The 14,227-nt window shown below is 64.1% G+C and carries 11 protein-coding genes; 4 read left to right on the top strand and 7 right to left on the bottom strand.

Going from position 1 to position 14,227, the window contains the following annotated elements; all coding sequences use genetic code 11:
* Window positions 1-251: 251 nt before the first annotated feature.
* The 4 genes from AC05QJ_RS13295 to AC05QJ_RS13280 all read left to right on the top strand — a co-directional run bounded on the left by AC05QJ_RS13295 (window position 252) and on the right by AC05QJ_RS13280 (window position 6,010).
* Window positions 252-1,580 (top strand): IS110 family RNA-guided transposase, encoded by a 1,329-nt coding sequence (locus tag AC05QJ_RS13295; protein WP_476745423.1) that lies wholly within the window; start codon window positions 252-254, stop codon window positions 1,578-1,580.
* 323 nt (window positions 1,581-1,903) lie between these two features.
* Window positions 1,904-2,428 (top strand): sigma-70 family RNA polymerase sigma factor, encoded by a 525-nt coding sequence (locus AC05QJ_RS13290; protein WP_476747288.1) that lies wholly within the window; start codon window positions 1,904-1,906, stop codon window positions 2,426-2,428.
* Window positions 2,395-3,366, top strand: coding sequence for a FecR domain-containing protein (locus AC05QJ_RS13285; protein WP_476747931.1), 972 nt, complete (start codon window positions 2,395-2,397; stop codon window positions 3,364-3,366). The genes AC05QJ_RS13290 and AC05QJ_RS13285 overlap by 34 nt, the downstream gene beginning before the upstream one ends.
* 223 nt (window positions 3,367-3,589) lie before the next feature.
* A complete protein-coding gene (locus AC05QJ_RS13280; protein ID WP_476747287.1) occupies window positions 3,590-6,010 on the top strand; it encodes a TonB-dependent siderophore receptor in 2,421 nt (806 codons plus the stop codon).
* Between the two features lie 16 nt (window positions 6,011-6,026).
* On the opposite strand, the gene AC05QJ_RS13275 is transcribed toward AC05QJ_RS13280, so the two are convergent.
* The 7 genes from AC05QJ_RS13275 to AC05QJ_RS13245 form a co-directional block, all read right to left on the bottom strand.
* Window positions 6,027-7,346, bottom strand: coding sequence for an OprD family porin (locus tag AC05QJ_RS13275; RefSeq protein WP_476747286.1), 1,320 nt, complete (start codon window positions 7,344-7,346; stop codon window positions 6,027-6,029).
* A gap of 123 nt (window positions 7,347-7,469) precedes the next feature.
* Window positions 7,470-8,426, bottom strand: a complete 957-nt coding sequence (locus AC05QJ_RS13270) for a LysR substrate-binding domain-containing protein (protein ID WP_476747285.1) — start codon at window positions 8,424-8,426, stop codon at window positions 7,470-7,472.
* Between the two features lie 13 nt (window positions 8,427-8,439).
* On the bottom strand, window positions 8,440-9,771 hold the full coding sequence (locus tag AC05QJ_RS13265) for an NAD(P)/FAD-dependent oxidoreductase (RefSeq protein WP_476747284.1): 1,332 nt from the start codon (window positions 9,769-9,771) through the stop codon (window positions 8,440-8,442).
* Between the two features lie 7 nt (window positions 9,772-9,778).
* The gene (locus tag AC05QJ_RS13260; RefSeq protein ID WP_476747283.1) at window positions 9,779-10,120 is read right to left on the bottom strand and encodes a hypothetical protein; all 342 of its coding nucleotides are present in this window, start codon (window positions 10,118-10,120) and stop codon (window positions 9,779-9,781) included.
* On the bottom strand, window positions 10,117-11,424 hold the full coding sequence (locus AC05QJ_RS13255; RefSeq protein WP_476747282.1) for a spinster family MFS transporter: 1,308 nt from the start codon (window positions 11,422-11,424) through the stop codon (window positions 10,117-10,119). Before AC05QJ_RS13255 ends, AC05QJ_RS13260 begins: the two co-directional genes overlap by 4 nt.
* Before the next feature lie 626 nt (window positions 11,425-12,050).
* Window positions 12,051-12,959, bottom strand: a complete 909-nt coding sequence (locus AC05QJ_RS13250; protein ID WP_476747281.1) for a LysR substrate-binding domain-containing protein — start codon at window positions 12,957-12,959, stop codon at window positions 12,051-12,053.
* 65 nt (window positions 12,960-13,024) lie between these two features.
* Window positions 13,025-14,077 (bottom strand): FAD-binding oxidoreductase, encoded by a 1,053-nt coding sequence (locus tag AC05QJ_RS13245; RefSeq protein WP_476747280.1) that lies wholly within the window; start codon window positions 14,075-14,077, stop codon window positions 13,025-13,027.
* Between the last annotated feature and the right edge of the window lie 150 nt (window positions 14,078-14,227).

Here is a 14,227-nt window from a genome sequence, read left to right as displayed (position 1 = left end):
TAAAGACAAAAGGCGGTTGGCCCGATAGGGCCAACCGCCTTTTGCTTTGTTAGGTTCAGTACGCGCGGGACAGAGACCGTAACCAGCACTGGTGTGTGTCAGCACACCCGAGTGGGAGAGTGGTCCGCCACGGTATCGGCGTGAAGTCCCTGTCGGCATCAGCTGAAAAATCAGCTGTGACCACGTATGAGAGAGTGAACCCCTTTCGCCACCGTGTGCCCCGCGCGCCCCTTATCCTGCGAGGATTGACCATGGCACGCAAGCCCTCCAAGCAACACCTCACCCTTGTCCACACCGACTGTGCCGGGATTGATATCGGCAGCCGGGAGCACTTCGTTGCAGTTGATGACAGGCATGACAAGCCCGTCCGCAAGTTCGCGACCTTCACTGACGACCTTCATAAGCTTGCCGACTGGCTGGAGAGCTTGAATATCAAGGTCGTAGCCATGGAGTCGACAGGCGTTTACTGGATCCCCATTTACGAAATCCTCGATGCGCGAGGTTTTGATGTTCGTCTCGTCAATGCACGGTCAACCCGACAGATTACAGGCCGTAAGTCTGACGTGATGGATTGCCAATGGATCTTGCAGTTGATGTCTTATGGGCTCCTGCGCAGTGCTTTCCGACCCGATGACCTGACATGTGTCGCGCGATCCTTGTTCAGGCAGCGAAGTCACAAGGTTCGTGATCAAGCGAAGACCCTGAACCGGATCCAGAAAGCCTTGGCCCAGATGAATATTCAACTGGCCAATGTCATCAGCGACATTTCCGGCGTCACTGGGATGAAAATCCTGCGTGCTATCAATAAGGGTGAGCGCGATCCGTACGTACTCGCCAGCTTGAGCGACCCACGCATCAAGGCAAGCCAGGAAACCATAGCGCGTAGCTTGCTCGGCAATTGGCGCAAGGAGCACCTGACGGCATTGAAGCTGGAGTTGGCGCTTTACGACTTTCTGGAAAAACAGATCGCCGAATGCGACGAAGCTATTGTCGAGGTGATAGACCAGATGCCGGTATTGGATGTTTCCCCACCCAAGCCCCAAAAGACTTTGCGTAGCCCGCATCGCACAGCGGCACAGCAAACTCAATTGCATCAAGCACTATGCCGGGTGATGGGCGTGGATCTGACCGCCATTCCGACCATTGGTGTCGACACTGCGCTAGTCATTGCCAGTGAAGTCGGCGCTGATCTTTCCCGCTTCCCGTCGTCACAGCACTTTTGTTCCTGGCTCGGCCTTGCTCCGCCTACGCGCATATCGGGCGGAAAATCCTTATCCGGCGCTGGACCCAAGATTCACAACCATGCGGGGCAAGCCTTGAAGCAAGCCGCTTCAAACGCACGAAACGACAAAGGGTTTATCGGCGCTTCGCACAGAGCAAGGCTGACGCGCATGGATACGAGCTGTGCGATCAAGGCAACGGCGCATCAGCTCGCACGACTGATCTACTTGATGCTGACCAAAAAGAAGGCCTATGTGGAGCAAGGGCTGGCTGAATTCGAAGCCAGAAGCCAGGATCGCCAGCTCCGGGCTTTGCAACGCAAAGCCCGGAAATTGGGATTGCAGCTGGTCGCGGCTTGATTTTTATGATTAAAAATCAATGGGTTGGGATTTGTTTGATGAGAGCGGCTTCAGCCGCGATTGGGCGCGCAGCGGCCACAGAACCTGTCTATGCGGGTGTGTCAGGCTGATCGGGAACTCAGGATTTGCGACGGCTACGCCGCCGTTCGCAAGCAGGCTCCCACAGTCCCAGCCAAATCAAATAGCTATGTTTTGTTACTTGAGGGCTGGCACAGCCGTATGACGGACCACTGCGAAGGGCCTTCACCAACCCCATCCTTGCACCCCCGACCGCGAAAAACATAGTATGCGAGCAATTCTCATCTGCATCTTTCGGATCAGCCATGTCGGACCTTCGCCTCCAGCAGCGGGTAGGCACGCTCTACCAGGACAATCACCGCTGGTTGCTCGGCTGGTTGCGGCCACGTGTCGACTGCCGTGAGCTGGCCCGGGACCTGGTGCACGACGTGTTCATCCGCATTCTCGCTGCCGGCGATGCCACCGCCCGGCTCGACGCGGTCCGCGAACCCAAGGGCTACCTGGCGACCATCGCCCGTCGCTTGATGATCGATCACTACCGTCGCGACCGCCTGGAACGCGCCTGGCTCGCCGCCTTGGCCGAGGTGCCACAAGCCCTGGAGATCAGCGAGGAGGAGCGCGCCCTGCTCCTCGAAACCCTGTGCGAGCTGGACCGCATGCTCGCCGGCCTCGGCCCTGCCGTGCGCCGCGCCTTCCTGCTGTCGCAGCTCGATGGCATGACCTACAAGGCCATCGCCGCCGCCGAGGGTCTGAGCGAAGTGACCATCACCCGCTACATCGCCAAGGCCACCCACCACTGCACCCTCTACCGCCTCGGGCTGCAATCCTGAGCCGGCTGGAACGCCTCGATCATCAGCAGCGTGAGGCACTGGAGCAGGCCGCCCATTGGCATAGCCGTCTGCACGGCGAGGCTGGAGCGCAGGCGCACAGCGACTGGCAACAATGGCTGGAGCAGCGCAGCGAAAACGCCTGGGCCTGGGATGAGGTGCAACAGACCCTCGGCCAGTTCCAGCGCATGTCCGGTGTCGGCTCGCGCCCCCTGCTGCAAGCCCAGCACCCGTCCCGGCGTGGCCTGCTCAAGGGCTTCGTGCTGCTCGCCGGTGGTTCGGCACTGGGTTATGGCGGCTGGCAGTACCAGCGCCCGAGCACCCTGCACAGCCCACGCGGCGAGCGCCTGAGCTTCACCCTGCCCGACGGCTCCCGCCTGTTGCTCAACAGCGACAGCGCAGTGGACATTGCCTACGACCAGGGCCAGCGCCGGCTGATCCTGCAGCGCGGCGAAGTGCTGGTCAGCACCGCGCACGACCCGCTGGGCCGGGGATTTTTCGTCGAGGTCGCGCAAGGCCGCATCCAGGCGCTGGGCACCCGTTTTTCGGTGCGGCTGCACGATGAACGCTCCGAGGTGGCGGTCTACGAACACCAGGTGCGCCTCACCCCGCGCCACGGTCAGGCGCTGTTGCTCGATGCCGGGCAGCGAAGCGTCCTCACCTCGCAAGCGGCCAGCGAACCCATCCCGACCACGCCCGGCCAGGACGCCTGGAGCAACGGCCTGCTGGTCGCCAACCGGCAACGCCTGGACGACTTCCTCGCCGAACTGGGCCGTTATCGCCAGGGCTGGCTGCGCTGCGACCCGGCCATCGCCGGGCTGCGGATCAGCGGCACCTTCTCCATCGACGATACCGACAGCGCCCTGCGCGCCCTGGAAGCGAGCCTGCCGGTGCAGCGACTGGAGCGCACCCGCTACTGGGTTACTGTCATACCGCGCTGAAAGAGTGAGACTTTACGGAGTGTCGGTGTCGTTTTCCCGTGGTTATCCGGAATTTTCAGCGAAGTTGCCGAAAATAACGGATACGCTCACAAATCCGACAACCACAAACTGCGTGAAGAACCAAAAAAATCCACACCCACTGATAGGTTTCGTCGCCCTGCTTCGACTCATCCAGCAGAGGGAGCACATCCCTGTTTGCCAACCAGACGAGCACGAAGCCGCCATGACCTTTCCATCCAACGTCACCCCGCTCGCCGCGTCCCTTGCCCGGGCGCTGCTGATCTCCACCACCCTGGGGCTGACCCTGCCCGCCGCCGCTTACGCCGAAGCGCGCACGTACCATATCGAGCGCGGCGACCTCGGCACCGCCCTGACCCGCTTCGCCACCGAGGCGCGCATCCTGGTGTCCTTCGATCCGGCGCTGACCGATGGCCGCAGCAGCCGTGGCCTCGACGGACGCTACGAGGTCGACGAGGCCCTGAACCGCCTGCTCGAAGGCTCCGGCCTGCAGGCGCAGCGCCAGGATGACGGACGCTACGTGATGCAGGCCATCGCCGCCCAGGCCGGCGTGATGGAACTGGGCGCGACGCAGATCACCTCCAACCAGCTCGGCACCATCACCGAAGGCAGCGGCGCCTACACGCCGGGCACCCTGGCCACCGCCACGCGGCTGGTGCTGACGCCACGGGAAACCCCGCAATCGGTGACCGTGGTCACGCGCCAGCACATGGACGACTTCGCCCTCGACAACGTCGACGATGTGATGCGCCACACCCCGGGCATCACCGTCTCGTCCTTCGACACCGACCGTACCAACTACTACGCCCGCGGGTTCTCCATCAACAACTTCCAGTACGACGGCATTCCCTCGGCGGTGCGCAACGTCGGCTACTCCGCCGGCAACACCCTGAGCGACATGGCGATCTACGACCGTATCGAAGTGCTCAAGGGCTCCACCGGCCTGCTGGTGGGGGCAGGTTCGCTGGGTGCGTCGATCAACCTGATCCGCAAGAAACCCACCCATGATTTCCAGGGCCACGTCACCCTCGGCGCCGGCTCCTGGGACAACTACCGCAGCGAACTGGACATCAGCGGACCGCTCACCGACAGCGGCAATGTGCGCGGCCGCGCCGTGGCGGCCTACCAGGACAAGCAGTCGTTCATGGACCGCTACTCCAGCCAGAGCCAGGTCTACTACGGCATTGTCGAATTCGACCTGTCGCCGGACACCCTGCTCACCGTCGGTGGCGACTACCAGGACAACGATCCCCGTGGCTCCACCTGGTCTGGCAGCTTCCCGCTGATCAATGCCAACGGCGAACGCAACAAGGTCTCGCGCTCCTTCAGCAATGCCGCGGACTGGAGCAGCTGGAAGCAATACACCCGCACCCTGTTCGCCACCCTCGAACATGAACTCGGCGACGGCTGGGTGACCAAGCTGCAACTGGACCACAAGCTCAATGGCTACGACGCCCAGATGGGCTCGATCCAGGGCTCGACGCCGCAAGCCGACGGCAGTGCCAGCCTCACCGGCCAACGCTATCGCGGCGAAACCCGCAGCGATTCCGCCGACCTCTATGTGAGCGGGCCCTTCAGCCTGTTCGGCCGCGAGCATGAACTGGTGCTGGGTGGCTCCACCAGCATTGCCGAGTGGAACGGCAAGGGTTACTGGAACGTCATCTATCCGGGCCCCAACCTGCTCGATTTCTTCAACTGGCACGGCAATATCCCCAAGCCACAATGGGGCGAAGCCGCGCAGATCACTGACGACGTGATCCGCCAGAACGGCGTGTACCTGGCCACGCGCCTGAACGTGCTGGACGACCTGCACTTCATCCTGGGCGGGCGCGTGGTCAACTACACCCTGACCGGCACCACCGACACCTACCGGGAAAAAGGCCGGGTGATTCCCTACGCGGGCGCCGTCTACGACCTCAACGACACCTTCTCGCTGTACGCCAGCTACACCGACATCTTCATGCCGCAGGAGTCCTACAACCGCGATCGCAACAACACGCTCATCGACCCGGACCAGGGCGAGAACTACGAGGTCGGCATCAAGGGCGAATTCTTCGAAGGCCGCCTGAACGCCAGCCTGGCGTATTTCGAGGTCAAGGAAAGCAATCGCCCGGTGTCCGACGACGACTACAACAACCAGACCCCGACCCCGCCCAACTACGCATTCAAGGGCACCGACGCGCAGACCAAGGGCTTCGAACTCGAGGTGTCCGGCGAGCTGCAACCCGGCTGGCAAGTGCAGGCCGGCTACACCCACAAGGTGGTGCGCGACGACCAGGGCGAGAAGATTTCCACCTTCGAGCCCGAAGACCAGTTCACCCTCTACACCAGCTACAAGCTGCCCGGTGCCCTCGACCAGTGGACCGTCGGCGGTGGCGGCCGCTGGCAGAGCAAGGCCTGGCAATCAATCTGGAATTCGCCGCGCAACCAGTACGAAGACTTCACCCAGAAGCAGTACTGGGTGGTCGACCTGATGACCCGCTACCAGATCACCCCCAACCTCTCGGCGACGGTCAACCTGAACAACGTCTTCGACAAGTACTACTTCACCAATATCGGCTTCTACAACTCGGCGGTGTACGGCGAGCCACGGAACCTGATGGTGACCACGCGCTGGGATTTCTGACCGCTGCGGCCCGTCTTCAGAAGATCTCCAGCGGATACTGGGTGATGATCCGCACCTGATTGACATCCCCGTCCGCCTGCGCCGCATTGGCGCGGTGGACGGTCTGCTGCTGGGTGAACGACAGGTCTTTCGCCGGCCCGCCCTGGACCACGTACTGCACCTGGATATCCCGCTCCCAGTGTCGGCCGCCATCGCCCAGCCTGGCGTAATAGGCATACGCTCCGTTGGGATCGACCCGGCTGTTGTCGATTCCGGAACCGCGCAGGTAACGGGTCATGACGCTCAGCCCCGGCACGCCAAGTGCGGCGAAATCGAAGTCATAGCGCACCTGCCAGGAACGCTCGTTGGGCGAGTTGAAGTCGGAGTACAGCACCGAGTTGGCCAGGTAGATAGAGTCGCCGTCGCCCAGGTAGTCGAACGGCTGGTCGCCATCGATGCGCTGGTGGGCCAGCATCAGCGAGTGGGCGCCGATCCGCAGGCGGGCGTAGCTGCTCCAGCTGTCGGTGTGGATCTCGCCGGCGCGGGCGCGGCCCTGGTCGCGGGTGCGGTATAGGTTGGCGCCCAGCTCCAGGGAGCGGCCCTCGTCCAGCACGAAGGTCTTGCCGAGGCTGAGGTAGGTCTGGTTCCACACGTCCTCGAAGCGCGCCTGGTACAGGCTCACCGATACACCACCGGCAGCGCTGTAGTCACCGCCCAGGTAGCTGGCGGAACGGTAGCGGGTGCCGCCGTACTCGGTGCTCATCTCGCCATCGTGGTTGCTGCTGGCCTTGTTGCGGGCCGCGTGAAGGTGGCCGCCTTGCAGGGTCAGCCCATCGAAGGCGGTGTTGCGCAGCGACACGCCACGAAAACTCTGCGGCAGCAGGCGGCCATCGCCATAACGAAACACCGGCGTGAGCGGAAACAGATCGCCCACCTTCAACTCGGTATCGAAAGCCCGCAGTTTCAAGGCGCCGCCCGCAGCGGAAAAGTCGTCTTCGGCGCGGTTGCGGCTGTCCAGCGGCAGCAGGTTAGTGCCCGACGTGCCGCCGCCGCTGTCCAGTTTCAGCCCCAGCAAGCCATGGACATCGACACCAACGCCCAGTGTGCCCTTGGTATAGCCCGAGCTGAAGAACGCCTGGAAGCCCTGCGTCCACTCTTCGCGGTAGCTCTGCTGGCGCGGATTGAACACGCCGTCGTCGCGGCTGCGAAAATCACGGTTGAAATAGAAGTTTCGGTTGATCAGTTTCAGCGTGCTGTCTTCGACGAAGCCCTGCTCATCGGCCGCCATCAGGGGCAGGCTGAACAGCATCAGGGCACTGGCGCAGAGGGTGCGAGAACTACGGATCGGATTGGACACGTCGGCGGAACCTCTTGTTGTTCTTGTATGAGGAGGCGCCAGTGTTGCCGGCCCGAGCGGGGCCGGACAAACGATGATTTTCAGTGCTGTGCATGCCGGATCTGCATGCAGCGAAGCCAGTGTTCAGGAGCGCTCGGCAAGCCCGAGGAAAGCGCGGGTGGCGTCGTTGGTGCGCCGCGCATAGTCGAGGATCCAGTCCTTGAACACCATGTGCGCACGGGACTCTTCCAGGGCCTTGCCGTACACCAGGTACTCCACATGCCCGGTGTTCACCACCTCGCCCACCGGCCGCAGCAGCGTGCCGCTGGCAAAGTCCGCCAGCGGTGCCACGTAGGCCCACATCAGCACCACGCCCTGCCCGGCGAAGGCGGCGCGACAGGCGAGGTCGTAGTTGGAAACCGAGAGGGTGTAGTTGATGCCGCGGGTTTCGCAGCCGGCGCGGCTGAACCAGTCCGGCCAGCCCTTGACCGTGCGCAGGTGCTTGACCTCGAAGTCGATCAGTTTTTCCCGCGACAGGTCGGCAAGGCTGCCGATTTCCCGCCCCTTCAGGTAGGCCGGCGTGCAGGCCGGGAAAATCACTTCCTCGAACAGGCCGACGGAAACGTGGCCGCCCCGCTGCCCCTGGTCGTAGAGGATGGTGAAGTCGGTTTCGTTGTTCTGGATGGCGGCGTAGTCCTCACCGTCGCCGGCGATCACCCGGACGCGGATGTCCGGGTGCCGGTCCTTGAACTCGGCGATCCCCGGCAGCAGCCAGAAACTGGCGATGGCCATGCTGGCGCTGATGGTGACCGTGGGGCTGCGGTCGTTCTCGATGGTTTCCACGGTGCGGCGCAGCTCGGCCAGGCTGCGCTCGATGCCGTTGAGCAGCGTCCGCCCGGCCTTGGTCAGGTCGAGGGTCTTGTGGCTGCGGGTGAACAGGAGCACGCCCATGCTCTCTTCGAGGTGCTTGATCTGCCGGCTCACGGCACTCTGCGAGAGATTGATCTCCTCCGCTGCCTTGGTGAAGCTCAGGTGCCGGGCGGCGGCCTCGAAGGCTTCGAGGTTCTGCAACGGAGGGAGTCGTTTTCGGGAAATGCTCATGGTCGCTCGCTGATTAGTATTCCTGCCTCCCGACCCAGCGTTCCCTGGCCAGATACGCCTTCACACCGAGGTCGAGGAAGGGGCGCGGCGGCAATCGGCTCGGCGCGCCCAGTTCCAGCATATCGGCGATCAGCGGATTCTCCACGCCGCAGGCCAGGTCGGCCAGGGTCAGGCCGGCGATGGTCTGCTTGGCGATACCGACACCGTTGCAGCCCACCGCGGCGAAGACGTTGGGCTCGATCTTGCCCCAACGCGGCGCGCCATTGCGAGTGATGCAGAAAAAACCCATCCAGAAATGCTCCATGGCCACGTCGCCCAGTTCGGGGAAGCGCGCCAGGAACACCGCTTTGTGCTGCTCGCGAATGCGCCCGCGAACACGCTCGTCGACGCGCATGCCCGGGGTGAAATCGAACTGCTGGCGGATCAGCAGGCGGTGGTCGCGGGTGTAGCGCATGGTCGCGCCGCTGACCGCGTTGGCCGGGGTCACGCCCCACTCCTCCACATCACCGATGCGCGCGCGCTGTTCGGCGGTCAGGGGCCGGGTCAGGCTGCCGTAGGAGGCGACGTTGAACATCTGCCGCTCGAAACCGGGCAACTGCGAGGCACTGCCGTTGTTGGCGAGGATCAACCGACCGGCGCTGACGGCACCGTGGGCGGTGCTGGCGAAGATCCTTCGCCCGCGTTCCAGGCGGGTCACCGCGCTGTTTTCGAACAGGGTGACGTTGTCCGGCAAGGTATCGGCCAGCCCACGGGTCAGCGCAGCCGGGTTGAGCAGGATGCAACCCGGTGTGTAGATCCCGGCATGGAAGAACGAGGTGCCCAGGCGCCGCGACAGCTCGTCGTGCTCCAGCCACTGGTACGGCTCGCCGAGGGTCTCCAGCTCGTGGGCGTGCTGGCGCAACAGGGTCTCGGCCAGATGCGGCGCGGCAGCGCAGTGGTACTTGCCCTTCTCGCTCCAGTCGCACTGTATGCCGCGTTCGCGGACGATGCCGTCGAGCCAGGCGATGCCGGCCTTCATCAGGCGCTTGTAGTTGCCCGCTTTCTCCAGCTCGGCGGTGGAGCTGCCGACGTTGTGCGGCACGTCGATGGCGAAGCCAGAGTTGCGTCCGGAGGCGTTGTCGCCGGCCTCCCCCGCTTCGAGCACGACTATGCGATCGTCGGGCCGGTTGTGGGCCAGCCGCCGGGCTGCGGCAAGCCCGGCGTAGCCAGCGCCGATAATCAGCCAGTCGGCGTCCAGTGGCTGGCGCAGGCTGGCATGGGCACGCCGTGGCGGCAGGATCGCCGACCAACCGTTGGTGTGGTCATCGTGGGGCCTGAGGGTGATGTCCATCTTGAGCGCTTCCATGGGGGCCTCAGGCTTGTGGTGGCGTGATGACGAAGAAGACTTTTGCCTGCGAACCGAAGTACTTCACCGCGGTGTTTTTCGGGATTCGCAGCGTAGTCTCGGGGCCGCCCTCGAAACGCTCGCCGGACTCCAGTTCGAAGCCGAAGGTGCCTTCGAGCACGATCAGTACCTCGTCGTAGTTCAGGGTCTTGAATGGCGAGTCATCACCGTCCCAGCGGGCGAAGCCGGCCAGCAGCGCACCGTCGTCATCCTGGGGAATCGACCAGCCCATCTCGACCCGCGAGTTGCCCGAGAGCGGCCGCTGGCTGTAGCGAACTTGCGCCGCGTTGATGCTGAGAGGCTGGTTCATGCGGTTTCCTTTTTCATGTGCCGGGCGCAGGCCCAGTAGTGGTAGGTGGCCCAGAAGCCGGTGAAGGCGCAGCCCAGCAGCACGTAGCGCAGCGACTCCTGCGGATTGCCCAGGTGCGGTGCCACCAGGTCCGACAGCAGGCCCACCAGTTGCGGGGCGATCGCCAGGTTGGCGATGTTGGCGGTGAACAAGAGGATCGCCGAGCCCTTGGCGCGCATGCCGGCGGGATACAGGTTCTGCAACAGGCCGATGGACGGGCCGATGTAGATGTAGGTGATGGGCACGAACAGCCACAACAGCACATGGGCCAGTTCCAGGCGGTCGGTGGCGAACAGCGCCACCGAGAACAGCGTACCGAGCAGCGTGGTCCAGGCCACGAACGCCGGTTGCTGGTGCATGGCCTTGCTGCGCAACAGCAGCATCACCAACACAGTGATGACCATCATCGCGGTGCCGGCGATGCCGTGGATCGGCCCCAGCAGCGCTCCCGCCTCGCCCACCGTCATCGAATAGGTGCGCACCAGGAACGAGGTGGCCCACCACAGGATGCCCCAGCCCCAGAAGGTGATCACCGTGGCGCCGGCGATCAGGTGGAACAGCGCCCGACGTTGCACGGTGTAGCGCAGCGCGTCCTTGAAGGTGCTGGCATCGCTGTCGCGGGCTTCGCCTTCGTCCTGCACCCGTTTCGGCTCGCGGATGCACAGCCACACCAGCAGCGCGAACGGCAACCCGCAGAGTCCGAACACCAGCAGCGTGGTGCGCCAGCCGTAGGCATCGTTCAGGTAGCCCGCGCCCGAGGCACCGAACCAGGCACCGACACTGGCGCCGATGCCGTACACCGACAGGGCGAAGGCCCGCAGCCTGGGGCGGAACTTGTCGGCGATGATCGAATGGCTCGGCGGCGTCCCGCCCGCCTCGCCAACCCCGACACCGATACGCGCCAGCAACAGCTGCCAGAAGTTGCTGCTCAGGCCGCAGAGCACCGTCATCGCCGACCATACCGCCACGGCGGTACCGATCATGCGCTTGCGGTTGGTGCGATCGGCCAGCGCGCCCAGCGGCAGGCCGGCGGCGACATAGAAAATCGCCAGGGCTACCCCGGTGAGAAAGCCCACCGAGGCATCGCTGAGCTGGAACTCATGCTTGATCGGTTCGATCAGCGTGGAAAGGACATAGCGGTCGGCGATATTGATCGCATACACCGCCGTGAGGATGAAAAGCGTGGTCCAGGCGCCGGAACTGGCGACCACGGACGAGCTGCTTGGCGCCAGGGCGCCGCTGAGACTGTTCGACTGCACGGACATATTGACCTCCAGCCGCCCGGCGCGCAGAGCGACGCCGCGAGCTTTGTTGTTGGTATGTGCGGGGCTAATGGGGGCAGTGCAAGCGACGGCGTCAGCCTGATCGCCGGTGACGATCAGGGGCGGGCTGGCCGGAAAGGCAAGGCGACTTCATGGAATTCCCTCATGCATTGTTCTTGTTTGGAAGGGATGCTGCGGGCTTTGCAGACAGGTCCAACATACGCGGGGAATGGGGGGCGCAAAAGCGCATATTGGTTCTGCGCTGCATGCGCTGGATGCATGCAAGAGGGCATGGAGCGCCGTAACGGCTGGGCTAGCCTGAAAAAAGGTTATTCATGGGGTAGCTGATTGCAGGGGCTGGGTTATCTGAGGCAAACCCCAGATCCAGGTGGGAGTGGCTTCAGCCGCGATTGGCCGCGCAGCGGCCATAAAACCGGTGCTCCCGGTACGCCTGAAGAATCGCGGACTCAGGTTCCACGACGGCCTCGCCGCCGATCGCGGCTGAAGCCGCTCCCACAAGGTTAGTGCTCGGCGCAAAGCCCAGGTGCGCAGACCCTTGTGGGAGCTGGCCTTGCCAGCGATGAGGCCCGACCAGGCCAAACGGGCTCCCACAGGGAACTGGCCCATGCCTAAACGGCACCCTCAGGATCGCGAATGGAAGCCCCCACCCAATCCCATAACGTCCGGGCCACTGGCGTCAGCTCCCGCGAAGCCGGATAGGCGATGTATTCCCCCAACCCGGTCTTCAGCGACTCATCCCCCACCCGGCACAAGCGCCCGCTGCGCAGCTCGTCGGGCGCGGCCTCGGCCCACACCAGCGCCACCCCGTCGCCGGCCAGCGCGGCCTTGATCGCCAGTTCGTAGCTGGACACCCGGATGATCGAGCCCCGATGCTCTCCCGCGAAGCCCACCCGGCGCATCCACTGCCGGGTGGAAAGGGTCGCCGGGTCGCTGGACTCCATCTCGATCAGGTCACAGCGCCCCAGGTCCTCCAGCCCGCGAACCTGCAGGGCATCCCGGTACTCCGGCGTGCACACGGCGAAAATCTCTTCCTCGGCAAGGCGCAGCACGCGAAGGTCCTGCCACTGACCGTCGCCATAGAGAATCGTGAAATCGGATTCGCTGAAGTCCAGCTTCAAGCGGTCTTCGGCGCCCACCACCCGCACGTCGATCTGCGGGTGCAACCTGCGAAAGCGGGACACCAGCGGAATCACCAGGTAGCTGGCCATCCCGGCACTGGCGCTGATGGACAGGCTTGGCACCCGCGCGCTGTCGATCTGCTGCACCGCTTCCTTGATGCAGTGCAGGCTCTGGGTCACCGCCCGGTACAGCACGGCGCCGCTGGCGGTGAGGATCACCTCATTGCCGCGGCGCTCGAACAGCGGCGTGCCGAGGCTCTGCTCCAGGCGCTTGATCTGCTTGCTGATGGCGCTCTGGGTGAGGTGCAGTTCGCTGGCCGCCCGCGTGAAGGTGCCGAGCCGCACCACGGCGTCGAAGGCCACGACGGCACTCAGGGGCGGCAACTTCTTGGTGCTCATGGTGGGGTCCCCGGTCAGGCGCTGTGTCGGAAGCGTCCGAGGGTAGCGACAAACCGGCGTGGCGCTCAACAGTCGAGGATCACATCACCCTGAGGCGTGCCGCAGCACGTCAGCACATAGCCCTCGGCCAGCTCTTCGTCGCTGATGCCGCCGTTGTGCGCCAGGGTCACCTCACCGGACAGTTTCAACACCCGGCACGTGCCGCACACGCCCATCCCGCAGGCTTTGGGGATATGCAGCCCGGCCCGGCCCGCGGCTGCATGCAGGGTTTCGCCCGGCGCCACATGTACGCTGTGGCCGCTGCGGGAAAAGCTCACACGGTGACCTTCGCCAGCCTGCGCAGCCACAGGCGCCAGCGGTGCGACGAAGGCTTCCTCGTGGTAACGCGCCCTGTCGAAGCCGGCGTCTTCCAGCATCTGCCGCACCGCCGCCATGTAAGGCGCCGGGCCACAGCAGAACACCTCGCGCTGGAGAAAATCCGGCGCCATGAGTTCGAGCATCGACCGGCAGAAATAACCGCGATAGCCCGACCACGGCTCGCCCTTGCCGTCCCGTTCGCACACCAGGTGCAGCCTGAACGCCTCGCTGCGGGCGGCCATACGCCGCAGTTCGGCGTGGTAGACGATGTCTTGCGGCGTACGGGCGCTGTGGACGAACACCACGTCCACCGACGCGAAGGTCTCGAAGAACCAGCGTGCCATGGACATCACTGGCGTGATGCCGACGCCACCGGAGAGCAGCAGCACCTTGTCCGCCGGAAAGTCGCAGGCATTGAACTGACCCATGGGGCCGTGCACCACCAGCAGATCGCCCGGCGCCAGATGATCGTGCAGCCAGTTCGACACCAGGCCGCCCGGCACGCGCTTGATGGTCAGGGAAAAACAGTACGGCTGCGCGGGCGAACTGGACAGCGTGTAGGACCGCGTGACCTGCTCACCGCCGATCGCCAGCTCCAGGGTGACGAACTGACCGGGCTTGAAGTCGAACAGCGTCGGCGCCTCGGCCTTGAACGAGAAGGTCCGCACATCATTGGTTTCCTCGACGATGCCGACGCAGCGGACCGGGTGCCGGCCGTTGCTCCAGGTCCGCAAGGGAGTGGATTGCACGAAAGTAGTCATATCGATCCCGCTGGTTATTGTTGTTCTGCCGCACAGGCTGCGAGCGAGTATCGAGGCGCCCTGCCGGCCCCCGCAAAGGATCATTCGGCATGCCCCCATGCCACCGGGGAATGACCGGCCAACCCATGAAAAAAGGAATGACGGTCATGC

It is taken from the genome of Pseudomonas sp. TUM25319 (genome assembly GCF_056388475.1).
This window is presented reverse-complemented; position numbering and strand designations above follow the sequence as displayed.